Origin of the sequence: Paenibacillus rhizophilus, assembly GCF_003854965.1 — a bacterium.
Classification (GTDB): Bacteria; Bacillota; Bacilli; order Paenibacillales; family Paenibacillaceae; genus Paenibacillus_AQ; species Paenibacillus_AQ rhizophilus.
Map to the genome: position 1 here is coordinate 520,201 of NZ_RQPI01000001.1, position 22,761 is coordinate 542,961.

24 protein-coding genes are annotated in these 22,761 nt (G+C 52.4%); 20 read left to right on the forward strand and 4 right to left on the reverse strand.

Features of this window, described 5'->3' with window-relative positions:
- Nucleotides 1-20 precede the first annotated feature (20 nt).
- From EH198_RS02450 to EH198_RS02465, 4 genes are all read left to right on the forward strand, one after another.
- Nucleotides 21-836: a transporter substrate-binding domain-containing protein gene (locus EH198_RS02450; RefSeq protein WP_124693959.1), complete on the forward strand. Its 816-nt coding sequence runs from the start codon at nucleotides 21-23 to the stop codon at nucleotides 834-836.
- Nucleotides 837-937: 101 nt separating this feature from the next.
- Nucleotides 938-1,597, forward strand: coding sequence for an amino acid ABC transporter permease (locus EH198_RS02455; RefSeq protein WP_124693960.1), 660 nt, complete (start codon nucleotides 938-940; stop codon nucleotides 1,595-1,597).
- Complete coding sequence (locus EH198_RS02460; RefSeq protein WP_124693961.1) at nucleotides 1,584-2,306, forward strand: amino acid ABC transporter ATP-binding protein; 723 nt, start codon at nucleotides 1,584-1,586, stop codon at nucleotides 2,304-2,306. The genes EH198_RS02455 and EH198_RS02460 overlap by 14 nt, the downstream gene beginning before the upstream one ends.
- Nucleotides 2,307-2,488: 182 nt before the next feature.
- Nucleotides 2,489-4,027, forward strand: coding sequence for a Ppx/GppA phosphatase family protein (locus EH198_RS02465; RefSeq protein WP_124693962.1), 1,539 nt, complete (start codon nucleotides 2,489-2,491; stop codon nucleotides 4,025-4,027).
- Here EH198_RS02465 and ppk1 read toward each other — a convergent pair.
- Entirely contained in the window at nucleotides 3,966-6,077 is a 2,112-nt protein-coding gene (ppk1, locus tag EH198_RS02470; RefSeq protein WP_124693963.1) for a polyphosphate kinase 1, read from the reverse strand. The genes EH198_RS02465 and ppk1 overlap by 62 nt on opposite strands.
- Nucleotides 6,078-6,501: 424 nt before the next feature.
- Between ppk1 and EH198_RS02475 the strand changes: the two genes are divergently transcribed.
- Nucleotides 6,502-7,164: a 3D domain-containing protein gene (locus EH198_RS02475; RefSeq protein WP_124693964.1), complete on the forward strand. Its 663-nt coding sequence runs from the start codon at nucleotides 6,502-6,504 to the stop codon at nucleotides 7,162-7,164.
- Nucleotides 7,165-7,245: 81 nt separating this feature from the next.
- Here EH198_RS02475 and EH198_RS02480 read toward each other — a convergent pair whose 3' ends face one another.
- Nucleotides 7,246-8,178, reverse strand: coding sequence for a polysaccharide deacetylase family protein (locus tag EH198_RS02480; protein WP_246014064.1), 933 nt, complete (start codon nucleotides 8,176-8,178; stop codon nucleotides 7,246-7,248).
- A 237-nt stretch (nucleotides 8,179-8,415) separates the two neighbouring features.
- On the opposite strand from EH198_RS02480, the gene EH198_RS02485 reads away from it, so the two are divergent.
- From EH198_RS02485 to mobB, 7 genes are all read left to right on the forward strand, one after another.
- Complete coding sequence (locus EH198_RS02485) at nucleotides 8,416-9,120, forward strand: dihydroorotate dehydrogenase electron transfer subunit (RefSeq protein WP_124693965.1); 705 nt, start codon at nucleotides 8,416-8,418, stop codon at nucleotides 9,118-9,120.
- Complete coding sequence (locus EH198_RS02490) at nucleotides 9,113-10,081, forward strand: dihydroorotate dehydrogenase (protein ID WP_124693966.1); 969 nt, start codon at nucleotides 9,113-9,115, stop codon at nucleotides 10,079-10,081. Before EH198_RS02485 ends, EH198_RS02490 begins: the two co-directional genes overlap by 8 nt.
- 33 nt (nucleotides 10,082-10,114) lie before the next feature.
- A complete protein-coding gene (lpdD, locus tag EH198_RS02495; RefSeq protein ID WP_124693967.1) occupies nucleotides 10,115-10,453 on the forward strand; it encodes a prenylated flavin chaperone LpdD in 339 nt (112 codons plus the stop codon).
- 69 nt (nucleotides 10,454-10,522) lie between these two features.
- Nucleotides 10,523-11,191, forward strand: coding sequence for a PspA/IM30 family protein (locus EH198_RS02500; RefSeq protein ID WP_124693968.1), 669 nt, complete (start codon nucleotides 10,523-10,525; stop codon nucleotides 11,189-11,191).
- Between the two features lie 111 nt (nucleotides 11,192-11,302).
- Entirely contained in the window at nucleotides 11,303-11,809 is a 507-nt protein-coding gene (locus tag EH198_RS02505; protein WP_124693969.1) for a DUF4178 domain-containing protein, read from the forward strand.
- Nucleotides 11,810-12,163: 354 nt separating this feature from the next.
- Nucleotides 12,164-13,426 (forward strand): molybdopterin molybdotransferase MoeA, encoded by a 1,263-nt coding sequence (locus EH198_RS02510; RefSeq protein WP_124693970.1) that lies wholly within the window; start codon nucleotides 12,164-12,166, stop codon nucleotides 13,424-13,426.
- Nucleotides 13,427-13,494: 68 nt separating this feature from the next.
- Nucleotides 13,495-14,103: a molybdopterin-guanine dinucleotide biosynthesis protein B gene (gene mobB / locus EH198_RS02515; protein ID WP_124693971.1), complete on the forward strand. Its 609-nt coding sequence runs from the start codon at nucleotides 13,495-13,497 to the stop codon at nucleotides 14,101-14,103.
- A gap of 216 nt (nucleotides 14,104-14,319) precedes the next feature.
- Here the strand turns inward: mobB and xerS are convergent, their stop codons facing one another.
- Nucleotides 14,320-15,402, reverse strand: a complete 1,083-nt coding sequence (gene xerS / locus EH198_RS02520; protein ID WP_124693972.1) for a tyrosine recombinase XerS — start codon at nucleotides 15,400-15,402, stop codon at nucleotides 14,320-14,322.
- A gap of 151 nt (nucleotides 15,403-15,553) precedes the next feature.
- Here xerS and EH198_RS02525 point away from each other — a divergent pair, with 151 nt between their 5' ends.
- The 7 genes from EH198_RS02525 (at nucleotide 15,554) to EH198_RS02555 (ending at nucleotide 20,669) form a co-directional block, all read left to right on the forward strand.
- The gene (locus EH198_RS02525; protein WP_124693973.1) at nucleotides 15,554-16,063 is read left to right on the forward strand and encodes a GNAT family N-acetyltransferase; all 510 of its coding nucleotides are present in this window, start codon (nucleotides 15,554-15,556) and stop codon (nucleotides 16,061-16,063) included.
- Between the two features lie 21 nt (nucleotides 16,064-16,084).
- Entirely contained in the window at nucleotides 16,085-16,858 is a 774-nt protein-coding gene (locus EH198_RS02530) for an SDR family NAD(P)-dependent oxidoreductase (protein ID WP_124693974.1), read from the forward strand.
- 173 nt (nucleotides 16,859-17,031) lie between these two features.
- A complete protein-coding gene (locus EH198_RS02535; RefSeq protein WP_124693975.1) occupies nucleotides 17,032-17,658 on the forward strand; it encodes a TetR/AcrR family transcriptional regulator in 627 nt (208 codons plus the stop codon).
- 26 nt (nucleotides 17,659-17,684) lie between these two features.
- Nucleotides 17,685-18,548, forward strand: coding sequence for a hypothetical protein (locus EH198_RS02540; RefSeq protein ID WP_124693976.1), 864 nt, complete (start codon nucleotides 17,685-17,687; stop codon nucleotides 18,546-18,548).
- 34 nt (nucleotides 18,549-18,582) lie between these two features.
- Nucleotides 18,583-19,059, forward strand: a complete 477-nt coding sequence (locus EH198_RS02545) for a flavodoxin domain-containing protein (RefSeq protein WP_185702716.1) — start codon at nucleotides 18,583-18,585, stop codon at nucleotides 19,057-19,059.
- A gap of 76 nt (nucleotides 19,060-19,135) precedes the next feature.
- Entirely contained in the window at nucleotides 19,136-19,537 is a 402-nt protein-coding gene (locus tag EH198_RS02550; protein WP_124693978.1) for an Rrf2 family transcriptional regulator, read from the forward strand.
- Nucleotides 19,538-19,544: 7 nt separating this feature from the next.
- A complete protein-coding gene (locus tag EH198_RS02555) occupies nucleotides 19,545-20,669 on the forward strand; it encodes an AbrB family transcriptional regulator (protein ID WP_124693979.1) in 1,125 nt (374 codons plus the stop codon).
- Between the two features lie 220 nt (nucleotides 20,670-20,889).
- On the opposite strand, the gene EH198_RS02560 is transcribed toward EH198_RS02555, so the two are convergent.
- The gene (locus EH198_RS02560; protein ID WP_124693980.1) at nucleotides 20,890-22,101 is read right to left on the reverse strand and encodes an MFS transporter; all 1,212 of its coding nucleotides are present in this window, start codon (nucleotides 22,099-22,101) and stop codon (nucleotides 20,890-20,892) included.
- Nucleotides 22,102-22,247: 146 nt separating this feature from the next.
- Here EH198_RS02560 and EH198_RS02565 point away from each other — a divergent pair, with 146 nt between their 5' ends.
- On the forward strand, nucleotides 22,248-22,643 hold the full coding sequence (locus EH198_RS02565) for a winged helix-turn-helix transcriptional regulator (protein ID WP_124693981.1): 396 nt from the start codon (nucleotides 22,248-22,250) through the stop codon (nucleotides 22,641-22,643).
- Nucleotides 22,644-22,761: the final 118 nt, after the last annotated feature.

The following is a 22,761-nucleotide window of genomic DNA, read 5'->3' on the forward strand; positions in this document are numbered from 1 at the left end:
AACAGGGGAGATTTGCAATCATGAACAAATGGATCAAAATGTCTATGGGGATGCTGCTCGCGGCAAGCCTTCTTTCCGGCTGCGGCCAGGATAAGGCCAATAATGGCACTGACGCTAACGGAGGCAACACAGGCACAGCGGCGAAGAAAACGTTGACGCTTGGAACAAGCGCGGACTTTCCGCCGTACGAATTTCACAAAGTGATCGACGGCAAGGATACAATCGTCGGTTTCGACATCGACATTGCCAAAGACATCGCTTCCGATATGGGCGCCGAGCTGGTTATCAAGGATCTGCCGTTTGATTCGCTTCTCAACGAGCTGTCCAGCGGAAGAGTGGATATGGTTATTTCGGGTCTAAGTCCGACTCCGGAAAGAGCGAAGGCGGTCGATCTGTCCGACATTTATTATAAAGCCGAGCAGGCCGTTGTGGTCCGCGAAGCCGACAAGGATAAATTCAATACGATGGATACCTTGAAAGGCGCGAAGATCGGTATACAGACCGGTTCCATTCAAGAAGACATCGCCAAAGGAATCGAGGGCGCGAAACTGACGTCGCTTGCCAAAATTTCCGATATCGTGCTCCAGCTTCAGTCCAACCGTGTTGACGCCTCCATTATGGAAGGGCCGGTAGCCAAGTCCTTCGTCAAGAACGTGAAGGGGCTGGCCATTACCGATGCGAAGCCGGAAGTGGAAGATGACGGTTACGTCATCGGGGTCAAGAAGGGCAACTCGGAACTGCTGACACAGATCAACAAGACTCTGGGCGATCTTAACTCCGCCGGAAAGATCGAAGAGTATGTGACCAAGGCGACCGAATTGGCCGAGAGCAAGTAAACTTAAAGATACACTGGAAAGTTGCTTTTCCCTAAAATTAAGAAAATGGCGGTGATCCGCCGTTTTCTATTTTTTTGTTGATAAGGAGGTTTGCGAGTAGGATGGATCTGCTAAATATGGCGTATGAATACCGCAGCTTTTTTCTGACCGGACTGCAATACACGCTTCTTCTCGCGGTAATCGGAGTGATCTGCGGCTTCGTGCTAGGGATCGTCGTTGCCCTGCTTCGGATGTCGAGCTTCAGAGTGCTTCGCTGGATCGCTGCGGCCTGGGTGGAATTTCTGCGCGGAACGCCGATGCTTGTTCAATTGTTTATTATTCACTACGGTCTTCCTACAATCGGCCTTGAGTTTACCGCGATACAATCGGGGGCGATTACCCTTACAATTAACAGCTCAGCCTATCTTGCCGAAATATTCCGGGCGGGTATTCAGGGCGTGGATCGCGGACAGACGGAAGCTTCGCGTTCACTGGGGATGACGCAGGCGATGACCATGCGCTACATTGTGTTTCCTCAGGCGTTGAAGAGCGTCCTCCCGGCCATCGGCAACGAGTTCATCACTATTATCAAAGAGTCTTCTATTGTCGGCATGATCGGGGCGATGGATCTGCTGTTCCAGGCCAGAACAATTACCACGATTACCTATGACGGGCTGACTCCGCTGCTGGTTATCGCTCTGATGTATTTTATTATGACATTTACATTATCCAAGGTGCTTGGCAGACTGGAAAGGAGATGGAGCGCCAGTGATCACCGTTAAGAACTTGCAAAAGGCATTTGGAAAGCTGGAAATACTGAAAGGGATCGATCTTACGATAGAAAAAGGTGAAGTCGTCGTTGTGATCGGTCCGAGCGGCTCGGGAAAAAGCACCTTTTTGCGCTGCTTGAATCTGCTGGAGCAGCCGACGGGCGGAGAAATCGCTTTTGAAGGTCAATCCATTACGGATCGGAAGCATGATATCAATGTAACGCGCGAAAAAATGGGCATGGTCTTCCAGCAGTTCAACCTGTTCCCTCATAAGACCGTGCTGCAAAACATTACGCTCGCTCCGGTCAAGGTCAAGAAGCATTCTCAGGCGGAAGCGGCGAAAATAGCCATCGACCTGCTGCGCACCGTCGGACTCGAAGATAAAAAGGATGCCTATCCGTCGCAGCTCTCAGGCGGGCAGAAGCAGCGGATCGCGATTGCCCGAGCGCTTGCGATGCAGCCGCATGTTATGCTGTTCGACGAGCCGACTTCGGCGCTGGACCCCGAGATGGTCGGCGAGGTGCTTGAGGTGATGAAGAAGCTGGCCGAGCAGGGCATGACTATGGTCATCGTCACCCATGAAATGGGCTTTGCCCGCGAGGTGGGGGACCGGATTCTGTTCATGGACGGCGGAGTTATTGTAGAGCAGGGAACGCCGGCGGAAGTGTTCGGCAGCCCTAAGCATGTCAGAACCCGAGATTTTCTGAGCAAGGTTTTGTAACATTCGATAATATGAGCGGCCTGGAAGCGAGAAGCGCATCCGGGCCGCTTTTTTCACCCTCGGATCTCGGGATGCAATCGTTTTCTTCGGCACGTTTAGAAAACCGCCCAACGTTTAAAATGTAAATATGCTGCCTAACCATGTATAATTATGCTCAGTAATAGTATAAAGGGGAACAAACGATGAACAACGACCTCAACCGAATAGGCATTATCGATATCGGTTCCAACTCCATCAGACTCGTTATCTACGAAACGACCCCTGAAGGAGGGTACCGGATTATCAAGGAATGCAAGTACTCCGCCCGTCTAAGCGAAAAAATCACCAAAGAAAACAGACTGGAGCGGGAAGCGCTTGAAACTATCGTTCCGGTGCTTCTTCAATTCAAAAAAGTATGTCAAGTATTCGGCGCGGCCAGGATTCGCACAGGCGCTACAGCCGCGATCCGCAATGCGTCCAACTCCGAAGAGATCGCCGCATTTCTCTCCGAAGCGGTTTCGCTGCCGATCGAAATCATCAGCGGGCAGCAGGAAGCCTATTTCGGCTTTCTCGGCGTGATCAACGCCTTCGATGTGAATGACGGATTTGTTATCGATATCGGGGGCGGCAGTACGGAGATTACCCTTTTTCAGAATCGGCGCTACCGGCACAGCATTTCCTTTCCGTTTGGAGCAGTCAATACGAATGTGGCGTTCGGCCAGGGCGGCAATTGGAACGGGGAGCAGGTGCACAGGCTCGAAGCTTTTGTGCGCGGGCGTCTAGAGGAATGCGAATGGCTCCGGGCCGGTTCAGGGCTGCCTTTATTCGGTCTCGGGGGGACGCTGCGGACGCTTGGCAAAATAGACCAGAAGCGCAGGAATTACTCCCTTCCCAATTCGCACGGCTACACGCTGTCCACCGAAACGATTAAAAGATTCATGGAGACGATGCCGGCGATGCCGTATGACAAGCGTAAAAATCTGGAGGGATTGTCGAAAAACCGGGCGGACATCATTGTAACGGGTCTGATTATTTTCCATACCGTGTATCAATACATCGGAGCCGGGCGGGCGCTCATAAGCGGAGAGGGGCTTCGTGAAGGGATGCTGCATGATCTGCTGGAGCCGGAGCATCCGGTCCGGGCCAGCGCACTGGAGTACAGTCTCGTAACGTTGCAGCGATTGAACAAGGAAGCATCAGCCGATTTTTTAACTGACGTCCACAAAAATGCGCAAAGCTTATATTCAACACTCAAGGGCGAAAGTGATGAGAAGGAACAGGAAATGTTGATCTATGTATCGGTCATGCTTTACCGCCTGGGCGCCAATATCAATTATTACCAGTCCAAGCGGCACACCCGCTATTGGCTGATGAACTCACCGATTCGCGGACTTACCCACCGCCAGCTCGTCCTGTGCTCTATGATCGCCTCGTACAGCACAAAAAGCCGGAAGCAGAAGCTGTCCACGGAGCATAAGGACATTCTTCTGTCTTCCGACGAAGAGCGGATTCACAAGCTCGGTTCGCTTGTCCAATTGAGTGCGGCGCTGGACAGCGGCGAGACCGGAATGGAACAGGAAATTAAACCCCGTCTTAAAGGGGCAAGCCTTGATATCGAACTTCTTGTCTGTCAGCGGCCCCTGCTGAAACTGGAGGAAATCGACAATGCCCTGAAGGCGTTTAAGAATGCATGGGGTCTGAAGGTAAAGCTTGAGTATACTTCCAATTGTCAACATCCATAGCGGCAAACTGGCTCCGGAAAGGAGCCTTTTCGTCGTTCGGCCGCTCATAATTGCCGCTCGGCAGGAGGAAGCTCGATTTCAGATTGTCCTTCAGCGACATCTCCAATATTTGGACCACCTGCTCACGGGCCGTTTTATCCCTGACCGGACACATTAATTCGACCCGGCGGGTCAGATTGCGGGTCATCCAGTCCGCGCTTGACAAATAGACCTCGGGATCACCGCCATTTTCGAAATAGTAAATCCGGGAATGCTCCAGAAAGCGGTCGACGATGCTGCGGACCGTGATCCGTTCGCTCAGGCCCGGCACTCCGGGGCGAAGGCAGCAGACTCCTCGGACAATCAGATCGATCGAAACGCCGGATTGATCCGCTTCGTACAAATCATCGATGACCTGCTGGTTGGACAGGGAATTCATCTTGGCGACAATACGCGCAGGGCGGCCGGCAGCGGCGTGTTCGCTCTCCCGACTGATCAGTTTTTTCAGCGAATGGCTCATGCTTCCAGGAGCGACTACGAAGGAGTTCCATTCGTGATTGGAGGAGTACCCCGTGATCTGATTGAACAGCTCGGAGGCGTCCAGCCCCGCGTCGTCCTGTGCGGTGAACAGACTGATATCGGTATACATTTTGGCAGTGTTCTCGTTATAATTGCCCGTCCCGATATGTACATAACGGCGCAATTCGTTGCCCTCCTGGCGGACAATCAGCAGAATCTTGGCATGTGTTTTGAGTCCGACCAGGCCATACACCACATGACAGCCCGCTTGCTCCAGCTTCCGGGCCCACGCAATATTGCGTTCTTCGTCGAACCTCGCTTTCAGCTCCACCACGACAGTCACCTGTTTGCCCGATTCGGCCGCGAAGGCGAGCGCGTTAATAAGCGGCGAATTGCCGCTGACTCTGTACAGGGTCATCTTAATCGCCATTACCTGATCATCCTCGGACGCCTGGGTAATGAAGTCGATGATGGATTCGTACGATTCATAGGGGTGATAAACGAGAACGTCGCGTTCTCGAAGGACCTCGAAGAAATCCTCTGTTTCATCGAATTCTGCCGGATAGACCGGATCGATCGGCGGATAATTCAAGTAGCCGTGTCCCCTAAGACCTCCGGCAAATTGACGCAGAAATCCCAGATCAAGCGGTCCGTCGATTTCATACACAAAATGCTCAATATCAAATTCGGCCTGAAGTTGTTCCATAGCATACGGATGAATGCCTTTTTGGACTTCCAGCCTTGCAGGTACTCCCCGGCGGCGTTTTCGCAGCTCTTTCTCAATCTCTTCGAGCAGATCCTCGGCGCCTTCTTCGTCAAGGGACAAGTCGGAGTTTCGCGTAAGGCGGAACTCATTGACGGCAACCGGATGGTAGCCGCTGAACAGCGTCCCGATATGGGCCCGAATGACATCTTCAATATAGACGAACTGCCGCCGCTTGCTGTTGGCACGGTGCGGAAGAGGGATGCAGCGCGGCAGATTGGACGGGATTTGCAGAATGGCAAAAAAGAACTGGTCCTCATCTTTATGTTTTTTCTTCAGTACGACGGCAAGATAGATAAACAAGCTGTGAACAAGCGGGAACGGCCGGCTCTGATCCACCGCCATCGGCGTCAGAATGGGAAAAATAATATCCCGGTAATATTGCTCGACCGCGGCTTCCTGGGCATGGGTCAAGTCTTCATAATCGACGAGGACAATGCCTTCTTTGTTAAGGCTCCGGGAAATGTCCCGAAAGGTCCGGTATTGATCGGCGACAATTTTTCCGACGCGCTTGTAAAGACGTTTATGAAGGCCGGATGGAGTATAGCCGGTAAAATCTTTTTTCGTATATCCCGCACGAATCTGATCTTGAATGCCTGCAACCCGCACACTGATGAATTCATCCAGGTTGCTTGAGACGATGCCAAGAAATTTGGCGCGTTCCATAAGGGGATTGTTTGGGTCCTGGGCCTCCTGCAAGACTCGGCGGTTGAACTCGATCCAGCTGAGATCCCGGTTCAGATAGGCGGATGGGCTGCTGTAGTTGTTTTTCTTATCCTCTTCGTTCATGACTCCTCCAAATTTATAACCAATGGCCGATTCTAACGGTTCTTTCTATTATTCTATCATAATGTGAAGACAATGTTATATTCTTGTCCGCGAACGGTTTATGAACCGTTTCTCTTTAATATTACCTTTTTCGACAGCGACAATTGTTAACGCAGTGTAAAATTTTCCTCTTCAGTTGTCGAAGTACAACAAGTATGTCATCAGTTCATAAGTTAACATAATAAATAATATGTAACCCTGAACTCAATTTCTCACTTTATCGTTCTCTGAATTATTTCAAAATGGTAACAATTACAAATGCAATGGTTACAAAATTGTGATATATTCAAAACTGTCGGGAAGCAATCTAAGGGAATATTTTACATGCTTCGCGATTTGAAAATACATAAGCCGAGAATCGTGCAGTAGTCAGAAGGAGGCAGTTATGAAATTCAGAGTGTCATCGGTTAAATTCGCCGCCGTCATTGTGGGCCTCGGAGCCCTGCTGATGGCTGGGCCTGCGCATGCCGATAAAATTCACATCGCCGGAGAAAAAACAACGTTCTACACGGTAGCCAAGAAATATGGTGTGGGCGTCAGCGCATTAATGAAAGCAAATCCTGAAGTAAATCCGCTTAATCTGTTTCCCGGCCTGAGACTGGTCGTTCCCGTTTCGGATACGCCGTCCGCTCCCGCGAAAATGCAAGTCTTGAGTAAAGATCAGGCAGCATCGCTGACAGAGGAGCAGGATTTGAAGACCGTGGAGGCCTGGGGGAAACTATTCAGTTATGAGAAATCATTGCAGGTGAAAGCAACGGCCTACTCTTCTGCCGCGAGCGAGAACGGAAAATGGGGGGCTGTCGACTATTTCGGCAATCCGCTGAAGCTGGGTACAATCGCCGTCGATCCGGATGTCATTCCGCTTGGAACGAAGGTCCTTGTAACGGGATATTCCCATCCGGGACTTCCCAAACAGGCTTTTGTGGCAACCGCCTCCGATAAAGGAAGCGCTATTCAGGGTAATCGTATCGATATTTTTATTCCCGGAAGCCAGAACTTCGTATCCGAATTCGGTTTCCAGTATGTGCAGCTGTACATAATTAAATAGTTAATCATCCAAATAAGAAACGAAGTCAGGCCGGAGGTCTGTTTCGTTTCTTTTTTTGCTGAAAAGAACGGTTATGGCCCTCTATTTCTTCTCCGGCACCTTGAGCATCTCCGGAACGGTCACAAAAGTGTATCCTTTTCGGCGAAGCGCCTCAATGATTTCGGGCAGCGCCTCGATGGAGCCTTTCAGATTGCTCCCTACACCGCCGCCGCCGTGCTGAAGAATGATTGAGCCTCTTCCGGCATGAGCCAAAACATTGCGCTTCACCTTTTCCTTGGGCAGTCCTTTCCAATCCAGAGAGTCAACGCTCCAATTCACCAGCTTATAGCCGTGTGATTCCGACCACTTCAGCTGCTGTTCGTTTATTTCGCCGTAGGGGGGACGAATCAGCCTCGGTTTGAATCTCGCAATTTTGTTAATTATATTTTCTGTTCGTATGATTTGGGACCGGAACTGCCTGACGCTCAGTTTGCTGAATTGGGGATGGTTATATGAATGGTTGCCAATGCTATGGCCTTCTCTCACTATGCGTTTAACTAGATAGGGATGCTTGGCTGCACGGTTTCCTACAATGAAAAAGGTGGCTTTCACCCGGTATTTCCTTAGCACATCCAAGATTTGCGAGGTGAATCTGGGGTCAGGGACGTCGTCAAACGTGAGCGCAATCTTTTTGATTCTAGGTCCGTTCGTCTTGATGACATCCGGGTATTTGCGAATCAGCTGGCCAAGGGACAACGGTGAGGCGGCCGCGGGTTTACTGGCGGGGTCATTGTCTCCATTGAGTGCGTGCCTTGCCGGAGTCTTTTTATCCTTTACAGCTGTGCACGAAAGGGGTTCGCCTGCCGTCATTGCAGCTCGGCAATCCGTATGGCTCTTTACGGTTTGATTCTCTGGAACCGCCGCAGCCGTTTCGGTCCGAATCGTACCGGGAACGGCTGAACAGCCTAATACACAGCTGATGAGCATACAAATGAGGCCCAAACTGATCCTTTTGGCAAAGCGGACATGAAACATTTTTTTACGCTCCCTTCATATAAAGACGTCATTACGTTGTTATTCCTCAATCGTCCGGAAAACATGCGAAGACTGTTATTCATCCCGATATTTCGAGCGGCTTCCAATACGTGTATACTGTTAGTACGGAAGATTGAAATTTGAATAATGAAACATGCATAGTGTGAAGAATATCACAGATTTTAAGTTTCTTCTCAGGCATGTTTAATAAGATAAAATTTGAAGGAGCTTGATAACGTGGGGACGGTTATTAGTAATGAGCGGCTGGCGGACAATGTCTACCATCTCCGGGTGGGCGGAGAATACGGCGGGGAGATGGGACAATTCTACATGCTGCGGGCGTGGGGAGCCTATCCGGTCCTGTCCAGACCGCTGAGCATACATCAGGTTAGCGACGAAGGCATCGATTTTTTGTATCACGTTGTGGGAGAGGGAACTGAACTGTTCTCGCAGCTGACTCCAGGAAATTCCATTAATCTGGAAGGCCCTTTCGGCAGCGGCTTTCCCGCCGTCACCGGACGTGTGGCGCTGGTCGGAGGAGGCATCGGCATCGCGCCGCTGCTGTACTGCGCGCGCGAGCTTCCGGGCTCCGACGTGTACCTCGGCTTTAGCCGCGAGCCTTACCGGACGGAGGAGTTCCGTTCCCACGCCGCAAGACTTACGGTTGATGTCGGCGGCCTCGTTTTGGACAATGTCGATTTTGCGGAATATGATCATGTGTTCGTTTGCGGACCGCATCCGATGCTTAAAGCGGCTCAGCTTAAAGGCATCGCCGCGGTTACCGCGGGAAGTACGGTGAATGTATATCTCTCGCTGGAGAACCGCATGGCCTGCGGAATCGGGGCCTGCCTCGTGTGCAGCGTATCCTGCAAAGACGGACAGCGGAAAGCCTGCGCGGACGGCCCGGTATTTTTGGCGGAGGAGGTAGTGTTCCATGATTAGAAACGAAGATTCATCATCCTTGAACACGCAGCTCGATTTGAGGGCCAATATTGCCGGCGTCGCGTTCAAGAATCCGATCGTTATGGCTTCCGGCACCTTCGGGTTTGGTAAGGAATATGCAAAATATTATGATATAAACGAACTCGGGGGCATTTCCGGCAAAGGGCTGACGCTTCAGCCCAAAGCGGGTAATCAGGGGACGCGCGTCTATGAGACGGCATCGGGCATGTTGAACAGCGTTGGACTGGAGAATCCGGGGATTCCCTCGTTCTTGGAGAAAGAATGCGCATACTGGGAGACGCTTGACACGGCACGGATCGTGAATCTTGGGGGGAACACGTTCGAGGATTACGTCACCGGAGCGGAATTGATCCAGCAGGATGCCGACCGGCGGAGCGATAGCGGCCGCAAAGCTGTCGACATGATTGAACTGAACATTTCCTGCCCGAATGTAAAAGAAGGCGGGATCGCCTTCGGCATCAGAACATGCGACGCGCGCGAGCTGGTGCGGGCCGTCCGGCGGGCAACGAGCTTGCCACTGTCGGTCAAGCTGTCCCCGAACGCGGAGGATGTCGCTGATATGGCGCTGATGTGCCAGGAAGAAGGAGCGGACGCCGTATCCCTCATCAATACAATCTCCGGCATGAAGATCGACGTGCGCCGCCGGCGCAGCGTGTTCAACAATCTGTATGCGGGTCTGTCCGGACCGGCTATTAAGCCGATTGCGCTGAGAATGGTGCACCAGGTCGCCAAGCGGGTGGAAATCCCGATTATCGGCATGGGCGGCATCTCTTCCGCGACGGATATTATCGAATTCATCATGGCGGGAGCGACAGTGGTTCAGGTCGGCACCTACAATTTTATGAATTTACGGGCGGGCGAGGACTTGCTTAGAGACCTGCGGCAGTTTATGATCGAAGAAAATATCTATTCTCTGGATGAAATCCGGGGCATTCTATAAAAAACGGTTAAATATATTGGGGAGGGAATCTGTGTGCCTTCGGAAGCCTTTGATCCGGGCGATATCACGTTGTCCGAAACGGCGGTGGGCCAAGACATTCTGCTGCTGATTACAGGCGGAGTGCGGCATATCGGCGCCGCCAGCACCGCCTACATCGGAGAGAATGGCGCTGAGGTGACGACTTCGGCCGTTCCCGGGCATAAAGAGCACACGATCAGCGAATCGGTTGCCGTCAAAGTTGCCGAAGCGCTGCGGAGAACGGTAACGGTTGTCATGGGTATTCATTACGACGATCTGTCCAAGGAGCAAATCGCACGGGTGGTAGAGATTGTAGAGCGCAGGGTGGAGCTATATTTGGCCGGCAAAAAATGAAACGCGCCTGAATTCCCTGCGTACAACATATCATCAAGCATTTAAAACCATCTTTTGGAGGAATGAACCATGTCGATTTTTAAAAGATTGCGTGATTTAACGATGTCCAATATCAATGCAATCATTGATAAAGCCGAGGACCCGATCAAGATGACCGACCAATATATCCGCGACATGACGGAGGATCTGGAGGATGCGGAAAAAGCGGTAGCCGCCCAGATCGCCATTGAGAAGAAATTCAAGCAGCTGTATGAGGAACAGGAAGCGCTGGTGACCAAACGCAACCAGCAGGCTCACGCCGCTGCGCAGGCCGGCAACGCCGACCTTGCCCGCCGCGCTCTGGAAGAGAAGAAGAACGCCGAAGGCAAGCTGACGGAATACAAGACTAGCTACGATCAGAACAAGGCTTCCGCGGACAATCTCCGCGCCAAGCTGGATGAAATGCGCAAGCAGCTGAATCAAATGAAGAGCAAGCGCGAGACGCTGGTCGCCCGCTACAATGCGGCGAAGGCGCAGACCGAAATCAACAAAGCGATGAGCGGCTTCAGCTCCGATTCCGCCACGGCAGGACTGAAACGGATGGAAGAGAAGATGCTCCAGGCCGAAGCGCAGGCGGAAGCGAGCAACGAGATGAGCGCAGGCAACAAATCGCTGGACGACGAGTTCGAGAAGCTGAACAAAGATCAAGGAGTCGAGGACGAACTAGCCGCCTTGATGAAGCAGTACGAGAAGCAATAACGGATACTCCCGCAAAGGTTAGCGGCCCGGGATATGCTTGCGAAAGGAGAGACGGCGCCGCCGTTTCTCCTTCGTTTTGCACTGGCGAGTTTATGACAGGGAGGACAACGGATGAGCATTTGGAAGCGTATCGGCAATTTATTTGCCAAGGACGAACCGCCCCGGAAGGAAAAAAGCATGCTGCAGCTTGCGCCCGGCGACATCTGTGAGGTATCGCTTGTCACCTATGAGGTGACGGGACGCGTAAGCAACTTTGGACGGAATGCGGCGCTGCTGACTCTCCGTGACGGCACGGCACTCGCCTATTTGCATATAGAGCAGAGGGAAGAGCTGAGATATGTGCTGTACAAGGCGATCGACGGCCGGCTGGACAGCTTGGCGGAGATTCCTGCCACGATGGAACTGGACGACAATGTGTACTATCTGGAAGAAGAATATGAAGGCCATGTATCCGTTGCCGGACAGACGCCATTTATGAACGCGGGCGACCAGCATGTCTGGCAGTATCAGTCGGATGACGGCCGTCTGCTGCGGATCGAATGGCAGAACGGACGTTTTATGCTGTATGAGGGCGAAAAAATCATTCCCGGCGATGTGAGAGTAATACGGGCCTCATAACGCGTACGGATGAATTCAATAGGTTAGGCTAAGCAGGGGTGCGCACAGTGGCACGCCTGCTTTTTTAAAATATAAGAATTTATAAGCCGGGCACTTATCATTTTGACTTATATTTCTACGAGAAACGATACCGTCCTTAAAAGGACGGCGAAGCCGTTTCTTCTTGGGTAAAATCAATTTTTCGCGGGCGGCTAAGGTTGGGTACACATTTTCCGGTATGCTACAATAGATTGAGCCAGACTTTGGAAAAGTCTATGCCTCCGTAATTCGGCTGCCGGAAGGCTCGTGTTAGCTGGAATACAGGGAGGGAGAACGATTACATACGGAAACAATCATGAGAAGGAGGAACAATCTATGACAAACCGCGAACAATCGGATAACAAATTTGGGCGAAAGGCGATCCAGGTCGAGGAAGCACAGGCGAGACTCATGAATTACGCTGGGGCGATGGAAGCCGAGACCGTACCGCTTGAGCAGTCGCTGGGGCGTTATCTGGCGGAATCGATCGCGGCGCCCCATCCGTTTCCCGCGTTCAACCGCTCGGGAATGGACGGGTATGCCGTGGTCGCCTCGGATACGGAGAACAGCCGGGATGGAGGGATGGTGTGGCTGAAAGTCGTCGACAATATTCCCTGCGGTGCGGTGCCAGCAGGGGCGATCATACCCGGGACGGCGGCGCGGATTATGACCGGCGCGCAGGTGCCCGAAGGAGCAGACGCCGTCGTGATGCTGGAGGTGACGGAAACCCGGGATCTTGACGGCATTCCCCATGTCGGTGTCCGCAAGCCGATTCCAAGCGGACGCAATATTACACCGCTGGGCTATGAGCTTAAACAGGGTGAGCAGGTGCTTGCGGCCGGCCATAAGATCGCGGCTGGGGATATCGCTGTGCTGGCTGCGTTCGGCGTGCACGACGTGCCGGTTATCCGCAGGCCCAGGGTCGGCGTCTTTGCCACGGGGAGCGAGCTGCTGGACGTGAAAGAGCCGCTTCAACCCGGCAAGATTCGCAACAGCAATTCTCCAATGCTTGAAGCGCTTGTCAGGGAGGCGGGCGGCGAGCCGGTGATGCTGGGCGCCATCGCTGACGAGCTTGAGCTCGCCCGGAGCAAGGTGCATTCGGCTCTGGAAACTTTAGACCTTGTCATCACGACAGGCGGAGTCTCGGTCGGTGATTATGATATAATGGGCGACTTGGTGCGTGAAGAAGCGGGCGATATGCTGTTCAACAAGATCGCCATGCGCCCCGGCAGCGTCACTACGGCCGCGGTGCGCGGTGGCAAGCTGCTGCTTGCGCTCTCCGGCAATCCCGGCGCCTGCTTTGTCGGCTTCCAGCTGTTCGCCCGTCCGGTCATCGCTTCCATGCAAGGGGCTTCCGAGTCTTTCCTTCCGGAATGGACCGTTGTGCTGGGGAAGGACTATCCCAAGGTGAACAATTATTTCCGCTTTGTGCGGGGCCGTCTGGAGGTGCGGGGGGGTAGCATCTATGCCTATCCTGCCGCAATAGACGAATCGTCCGTAATGGTCACCATTAAGGACAGCGATTGTCTGATCATCGTGCCGCCCGAAGAACGCGGATTGTCCGCCGGAGCGAAGGTCCGCGCGATCATACTGCCATGAGGCGGCCTTTCGGGCGCAGGAGAACGGAACCGGACCGGGCATCACGACAGCATGGGCAGGTCAGGAGGATGCCTGCATCCGCGGCTTTGGCGGGTTTCGGTGCTGACGCGGACTCCCGCAGCGGCCGGAACGGCAGGAGGGGGACAACCTCCTCCCGGCCCGCGGTCTGCCAGTTCGTCGGCTACAAGAACAGCGGCAAAACGACGCTGATCTGCGGATTGATTCCGCTTCTTCGGGCCAAAGGATGCAGCGTTGCCGTCATTAAACACGATGCCCATGAATTTGAGGCCGACCGTCCGGAAACCGACACGTGGCGGCACCGGGAGGCGGGTGCCGGGGCAGTCGCCATTACCGGGGCAGAGCAGTCTTTTATATTGGAATCCCGAAGCAGAGAGCTGGCGGATTTGATAAAGGGCTTTATCCGTTACGATTATGTCCTTGTGGAAGGCTTCAAGGAAGAGAAGTATCCCAAGATCGTACTGATACGGGATGAGGGGGATTTGGAGCTGACCGAACGGCTGGAGGAAGTGGCGGCGGTCGCGGCTTGGGGAAATGTTCCCGAAGCCATGCTGGAACGCCTGCCAGCGAGGCAGCGGCGCTTTGGAATTAACGATACGGACGAAATCGCCGACTATTTATGGCGGGAACGATATTTTTTCCAACATTTCAATATATGAAAAATTCACAATAACAATAAATGCGTCATCCGTCATTTCTCCAAGCCTGACTCTGTTCAGTCAATGCTAACCTGCCGCGTTCAATCAAGCGGAAAAAGGGTGCCCAAGGCAAAAAGAAACGGCCCTGCCTTCCCTATAGGGGGTGCCGAACCGCTTCTTTCTGATATAGGGCCGTTTTGCGCCTTTTGACGGATACCGGCAAGGCCGCCGTTCTGCTCAAGATTCAAGCCGCCGCTCAATGGCATCGGACATCGTCTTGTCGGTTAAATGCGCGTATACCTCGGTCGTCTCGGTGGAGGCGTGGCCGAGCTGCTCTTTCGTCTTGTAAATATCGTTCTGCAAATAGTAATCGGTAGCGAATGAGTGCCGCAGCTTATGGACGGTTAAATAAGGCTTGCCGAACCGTTTGGCGTACTTGATGATCATCTCTTGAATGGCGCGTTTCGTCATCCGCTTGCCTTCCGGGCTGCCGTTGGGCTTGGCCACGAATAGCGCCTTTTCCTTCTTGGGCGTCTTGTACCGGAGCTGACGGAGGCTCAAATATAGCTGCAAATCATCCTTGGCCTGTTCCCGGAAATAAACCGGGGTCTTGAACGTTTCGTCGTTATGGCCTTTGCGGTAAACATACAATAGCTTGTTGTTCAAATCCAGGTCATCGACGTTCAGATTGACGATTTCCGAGACGCGCAGTCCCGAGTTGAGAATGAGGCTGGCAATGCAGGCATCCCGCTCCCGGTTCAGCATAAATGCGTAATGGGCCTGCTTATTTCCTTCCACGTCGCGCCCGTAGCCCTCAAGAATATAGCCGACGAAATCGAGCAGCTCATCCTCTTCCAGGATTTTGCCTTTCAGCTTGGCGGCGGTATCCTTCGGCTTGTGGATTCTTTTGATTTCGACCTTGGCCATAATGTTGCGCTTCAGCAAAGGATAGAAATTGTCGTCCTCGGCGATTTGGCTGAGGTAATGGAATAAGGAGCGGAGGGCGGACAGCTTGCGGGAGACGGTGATTTTTGAATTCGTATCCTCCGTCCGCGTAGTCAAGAACAGCCGGTAGCCAACAATGCTGTCCATATGCAGCGTCTCCAAATCCAGCAGAGTGACCCCGGCGTTGGCATCGGCCTGCGACAATCCTTCCGCACGCAGCCAGCCGAAAAAGGATTCATAATCCCGCACGTACTCCAGCAGGGTGGAAGGTGAGAGGTCCGGAAGCTTGTAATCAATGAACTGCTGAACGAACCAGGGCATCAGCGGCAGCTTCAGCTCCAGCTTTTTTCGGTCGCTAATTTTTTGTATGCTCATGAGGTCACCTTTTTTCCCAGATTGTTCTTCCTGTCACCTATTTTAGCATGTTCGGGCCGGATTTACTTTTCCCGGCTCCGCCTTGCTCCGGGAGGTTCAAAGTTATATCATGTGAAGGAATAGAAAAAAGCGACATGCAGAGGTGAACCCTTTGGAACTTGGACTTGAGCTGGTTCCCGCCGAGCGGAAGCAGATTATAAGCAGACTCATGCAGTTCTATCTGTACGACTTCACCCGTTACCTGGATCTCGACGTGGATCGTGACGGCGCGTATCCCGCTTATCCCGGCCTGGAAGCCTACTGGAACAGCGGCCATAATAAATATGCTTACCTCATTACATGCGACAGCCGTCCCGCCGGATTTGCGCTTGTTGACCGTCTGCTGCGGAGCAGCGAAGGACAGTTTTACATGACGGAGTTTTTTGTGATGCAAAAATACCGCCGCACCGGCGTCGGAAAATGGGCGGCGCACCGGCTGTTCGACATGTTCCCCGGCGACTGGAAGGTTTCACAGATCCGGGCCAACGAGCCTGCCCGCAGCTTCTGGCACAGGGTGATCGGCGAATATACGAAGGGTGAGTTCCGGGAAAAGTTCAATTCCCAGCAGGGGAATCCAAGCCAGTATTTCAGTACGCTGAACGCCGGCAAGGTCAATAAATGATACAGACAGGAGCGGATATTCATGTATTTACCTTCTTTCAGGTTAGATGGCAAAAAAGCGCTCGTTACCGGAGCAGGAAAGGGCATCGGCCGCGCGCTGGCCATCGGGCTGGCTGAAGCCGGCTGCGATGTGGGTCTCCTCTCCCGGACGATCACCGATTTGGAGGAAACATCGGCCCTGATCTCGGAGCATACTTCCGCCAAGAGCTACTGCTATCCGGCAGACGTCACGCAGCGCGAACAGATGGAAGAAGTCTTCGGGCGGGCCGCGGCCGATCTGGGCGGGCTGGATCTGCTCGTTAACAATGCGGGCATGAACATCCGTACACCCGCGCTTGAAGTGACCGATGTGGAATGGGAGGCCATTATGGCCACCAATCTGAAATCGGCGCTTGTTGGCTCGCAGTTGGCGGCGCGCTTGATGAAAGAGCAGGGCGGAGGAAGCATTATCAACATTTCATCCGTGGGCGGCCATACGGCGCTGCGGACCGGCGTAGTCTATGGCGCTACCAAAGCGGCAATGATCCAGATGACCAAAAATCTGGCGCTGGAATGGGCCCAGTACGGCATTCGCGTCAACGCGGTAGGACCCTGGTATTTCCGTACTCCGCTTACCGAAAAGCTGCTGGCGGACGAGCAGTATTTGAAGCGGATTCTGGACCGTACGCCACTCGGCCGCATCGGCAGCTTGGAGGAACTGGTCGGGCCGGTTGTTTTTCTGGCATCCGACGCGGCTCATTACATGACGGGCCAAACGCTGATCGTGGATGGCGGCATGAGCATTTTCGGATTTTAAATTTAGCATCGGCAATCCGGTATAACCGGGTTGCTTTTTTTTTGGCCTTTCGATGAGATTCACCAGAAACGACGGGCGAAAGCTCATTGACAATAGATGGAGCGGACTTTATAATAAACAGTGTTTAATTGATTAAACGGTGTTCAAAGTTGGAGGGAGGGACCTCGGCCATAATGAAACGGCATGAGCGGCAGGAACGGGAGCGGGATGAAAGACGGCAGGCCATTTTGGATGCGGCAAGCCATATTGCGGCAGAAGAAGGATTGGAGCGTCTATCCATCCGGAAGATTGCGGAGAGGATCGAATACTCACCGGGCATTATTTATCACTATTTTTCGGGGAAAGAAGCCATTGTCGAGCAGCTCCTTCAGCAACATTATCAGCAGTTCGTCTCGGAACTGAGTGCTGCGAGCGCGAAAGAGACACCCCCGGAGCTGGTATTCTCGCAGACGATGCGGCGTTTCATTGAGACAACGCTTGCAGACGGTTCCAGTTACCGGAACATTATGCTGAATGAATCTCCTTCCGTGCTTTCGCATACTGCCGTGCTGTTTCGCGGTGCTTCAGAGCAGCGGGCCGCCATCGGCATGCTGTGCGGGATTTTGCGGAATTTTGAAAGCATGCGCGCTAAAAAAGACAGCGATATCGAATTGACCGCTCAGATTGTCTGGAGCGCCGCCTTTGGCCTGATTCTCCGTCTGACCGTTGAGAAGGAGATACCTGCTGAACAAAGAGAGAAGCTGATCGACGGGTATATTGAACTGATGCTGGCTGCCGTTGCGGATCCGAATAGAGGATGAACGAAATGACGGAAGGAAGAAGTGATATGAAGAACATGAGGCTGGTCACTCTGTTATCGGTCTTGATTATTGCGTTCGCAGCGATTGCTGCGGGAGCCGGGCTGCTGCTTCCGGGAGGCCCGGGTGAACATTCTGTTATGTCGGTCCGCGGCGAGTCCATAACCCTTTACGGCAAAGGATTATACAAGAACGAATCGGTTTCGATGGCCGCACAGGCGAAAGGCCAGGATATGGTTACCTTGGCGCTTGGAATTCCGCTGCTGTGCATTTCGCTCATTATGACCGGAAAAAGAAAAAGGAACGGACATTTGCTTCTTGCCGGAACGCTCGGCTATTTTCTGTATACCTACGCTTCTTACGCTTTTTTATCCATGTACAATCCGATGTTCCTCATCTATACGGTTTTATTCTCAGTCAGTCTGTTTGCCTTTATCTTCACCCTGAATTCCCTGCAAAAGGACCGGGACCGCTTATTTAAAGACACTCTTCCCGTCAAAAGAATCGGCATTTTTCTACTGTTCATCGGCTGTTCCATCGGCTTGCTGTGGCTTGGCAAAATCCTGCGTCCTGATCCCGTCAGTGGCGTGCCGCTTGGTCTGGAGCATTACAGCACTTTGGTTATTCAGGCGATGGACCTCGGTGTCGTTGTTCCGCTGAGTATTGCGGCAGGCGTTCTGGTGCTTCAAAGGAAGACTATCGGATTTTTGCTGGCGTCCGTGATGATTGTGAAAGGCATATCGCTCTTAACGGCGATCACCGCCATGCTTGGCGCGATGCTGTATGCGGGCGTGAACGTTTCTCTTGCGGAGCTAATTCTGTTTCCAGGCTTTACAATATGGGCGTTATATAATTTTGTGCTGCTGTTGAAGCATACACGGAAACTGGCATAAGAATCTTTTAATGATGCGGAAGCGAGGAATTGGAATGAAAACGTTAATTTTGTTCACGACCAGACACGGATGCACGGCAAAGGCTGCGGGTATGCTGCAATCACGGATGGGGCAGGGGGCGGACGCGGTTAATCTGATGACGGATAGCGTTCCCGCTCTTTCGGAGTATGAGACGGTCATTCTGGGCGGATCGATTTATTATGGCGGGATTCAGAAGCAAATGTCCGAATTTATCAATAAAGAGCAGTCGCAGCTCGCCTCCAAACGGATCGGTTTGTTCATATGCGCAGCCGAATCGGAAGAGAAAGCGCGGCAGGAACTGGAGGGAGCGTTCCCGGACTTCTTAAGGGCCCGGGCGGCTGCGGCGGACGTATTCGGAAATGAACTGGATTATAATAAGCTGACGATGCCGGAGAAGCTGGTCTTACGGGTAGTAAAAGGCAAACGTAAGAAGGGAGACGGCTTGTCCTCCGAAAAGATCAACAAGTTTGCAGCAAAAATGCTTGGATAATGAGGATTTGCCATGCGGGATTTAATGTGCTATTATTTGCACATTAAATCCACTGCAGGGGAGCATACATTTCCGAATGGCCCAAGTCAAAAGATTCGGGTACGGCCTTCAGGCCTTGATCATTCTTGCTTCGCAGGAAGAGCAGTATTCCAGCGCCGAAATGGCTGGGCAAATCCGCTGCGAGCCGACGGCGCTGCGCAAGATTCTGGCCCGTATGACCGAAGCGGGAATCATCGAAGTGAAGCTGGGAAGAGGCGGAGGTTACCGGCTAGCTAAGCGGCCGGAGACAATCACGCTGTCTGAGGTGTACCGCTCCGTTCATGAGGATGAGCCGCTTTGGGATGGAATGCTGGAGACAGCCGAGAACAATTTGTTCGGAAATAAAATTCGCGGTTCCTTCGCTAAAATTATGACTGACATTGAGATTCAGGTATCCAGGGTGCTGGAATCCTATACGGTGGCGGATATGATGGAGTGAAAGTGATATGGAAAAATCCAATGGCCTCAAATCGCATCTTAAATTTACGGTTACCCTGTTGACGGGAATTCTCGGAGGTGTCTTGTTCACGCTGCTTCGTCTGCCCATTCCCTGGCTGCTCGGACCGATGCTCGCGGTACTCATCGGTTCCAACACGGTAAAGGGCTATTATGGCTGGCCGGCTGCGGTACGAAATACCGGGATGATTATCGTCGGCTATACGATCGGCCTCGCGCTGACGGTCTCCGCTATAAGGGAAATGTCCCGCGAGCTGCCGAGCATGCTGCTTATGACAGCCGCGTTGATTTTACTTTGCGGGGGAATTGCCGCCGCCGTATCCAGACTGTCCGGTTGCGACTTCAGAACGGTACTGATCGGCAGCATACCGGGTGGACTTACTCAAATGCTTATTTTGGCCGAAGAGACCGAAGGAATCAACATGACCGTAGTTACTGTAACTCAGGTTATCCGTTTGATGATGATCATCATCACGGTGCCGCTGCTGGTGTTCGGACCTTTAAATGGCGTAAGCGGCGGGACCGCTGCTCAAATCCCGGCTTTGTCTGCCGTCGATGCCACATGGACCGGATTGTTTCCGAACATATTTATCTTTGCGGTTGTGAGCGTCGTGTGCGCGGTAGCCGGGAATAAAGTCAAATTTCCGACTCCGTACTTGCTTGGACCGGCCATCGGGACAGCTGTAATCCAGCTAAGCGGATTGTCCGGCCCCGCGCTTCCCGTCCCCGTTCTGGATGCCGCGCAGCTCATGATCGGCGTATATGTGGGGCTGCTGCTGAAGCCGGCGGGTCTGGAGCATAAAGTGCGGACTCTTGTTCTGGCGCTGGGAAGCAGCGTGTTATTGATTGCGGGGGCCTTCGGCTTGAGCGAAATTCTAAGAATTTATTCTTCCGCTTCGTCTGCGACGGCACTGCTGAGTCTGGCGCCCGGCGGCATGGATCAAATGAGCCTGATTGCACATGAAGTCAACGCGAATCTGCCGATGGTGGCGGGATACCAGCTGTTTCGGACCTTTTTTATCTTTTTCGCCGTTCCGCCGATGCTGAAACTGTTCTTCCGGGTGTGGGACCGGACAAAAACCGGCGGGCGGCAACCTGAGCGGCAGGCAGAGTAATTCGATTGAATTGACGTAATGCATATTATGTTAACTTATAGACGGCTTGGCAAGATTTCAAATCAACATGCAGCGCCCCTAAACTTCAGGGCCGAATCATTATGTTAAACATTCAATATATGAAAAATTCACAATAAAACAGGCCCCAACCTATCAAACACCCCGCCTTTACGAAGCGTAAGGGCGGAGATGCGTAGGAAACCTCATGTAATACAATGGCTTATTGAAGAACGCTCCCCGTTTCAGAAGCCGAGTTCTTATTTTTTTCCAATGCGAGACTCCAGGCAGTGAGCACGACTGCGGCGGTGACCATCAGCGCGCCGATCCATGCCGTATGAATCAGTCCGAGCGTATCCGCGATAATCCCGCCTAAATAGGCCCCTAGAGCAATGCCCGCATTAAATGCGGCAATATTGACGGCGGAAGCCACATCGACGGCTTTTGGCGCATAGCGTTCAGCCAGTGTAACGACATAGATCTGAAGACCGGGCACATTCATGAATGCCAGCAGTCCCATGCCGAATATCGTTATTAGCCCCAAAACTTTCACTGGAGCAGTAAAAGTAAGAATGAGAAGTACAAGAGCCTGCACTATGAACATACGGAGCAGGGCCGAGAGCGGATAGCGGTTGGCCGCTTTTCCTCCGATAACGTTGCCGATAGCGATCGCAATTCCGTAGAGCAGAAGAATCAAGGCCACAGTCGATTGTTGAAAGCCCATGATGTCATGCAGCAGCGGCGAAAGATAGGTGAAGACGACAAAGGTGCCGCCATAACCGAGCGCGGTGATCAGAAACGCCAGCAGCAGCCGTCCATTTGTTACAAGCTTAACCTGTTCGCGCAGCGGAGTTTTGCTGCCTTTCCGCAGGTGGGAAGGAACAAGGAACATATTGGCGATAAACGCAATAACCCCGATGATAACGATTGTGATAAAAGCTGCCCGCCACCCGAGCTGCTGACCGATAAAGGTGCCAATAGGCACGCCGGTGACCGTCGCTACGGTCAGTCCCGAGAACATAATGGCAATTGCGCTTGCCCGCCGGTCTTCAGGCACGAGGTCCGCCGCGATTGTCGAACCGATCGACATAAAGACGCCGTGTGAGAGAGAAGAGATGATGCGGGCAATGAGCAGCAGTGTAATTCCGCCCGAAAATGCGGCCAGTGTATTGCCGGCGAGAAAAACGAGCATAATTCCTGCCAGTAAGGTCTTTCTGGGTACCCCGGAGGTCAGCGAAGTTAGTACGGGAGCTCCGAAAGTGACTCCAAGTGCATACAAAGTAACGGTTAAGCCAGTTAAGGTCACCGAAATATGAAAATCTTCAGCAATTAAGGGCAGAAGCCCCACACTGATAAATTCGGTTGTGCCAATGGCAAAAGCGCTAATGGCCAAGGCTAGCAGCGCCAGCTTGCTTCGATTCGATTCCTGTGACATGTTCATCACTCCTATATGGTAATTACCAGCCGGTATATGTTATTATGTAGGCAACTATCTTTATTGAATAGCACGTACTTTAAAGTACCATAGGCACTAAAAAGTGCCTATTAAATAACCGAACCTAACCTGGAGGCGGATAAATTATGACTCAAAAGAAATACAATATTCCGGTGGAAGCGACCCTTGAAATCATTGGAGGCAAGTGGAAATGTGTCATTCTGTGCCATCTTACGCACGGTAAGAGACGGACGAGTGACCTAAAGCGCCTAATGCCCGCAATCACGCAAAAAATGCTGACCCAGCAGCTCAGAGAACTGGAAGAACACGGTATCGTGAACCGGATCTGCTACAATCAAATTCCTCCCAAAGTGGAATATGAGCTGAGCGAGTACGGCTGGAGCCTGAAGTCGATCCTGGATTCCCTGTGCGCATGGGGGGAAACACATATTATTAAAGAGTACGGCGACAAATTCGCTGTGCTGGAAGATAATATTTTGAACAAGAACAGTATGGTTAAGGACAACCAGCCTGTTGGCTGATCCGAGTCAGCAGGGGAGTGTTATGCCGCGTTTTTAGATCGTGAAGCTTGAAATCGCCAATCTGGCCGTCCATGGGGACGGCTTTTTCTTATTCACCGCAACGGGTTCAAATCGGTTC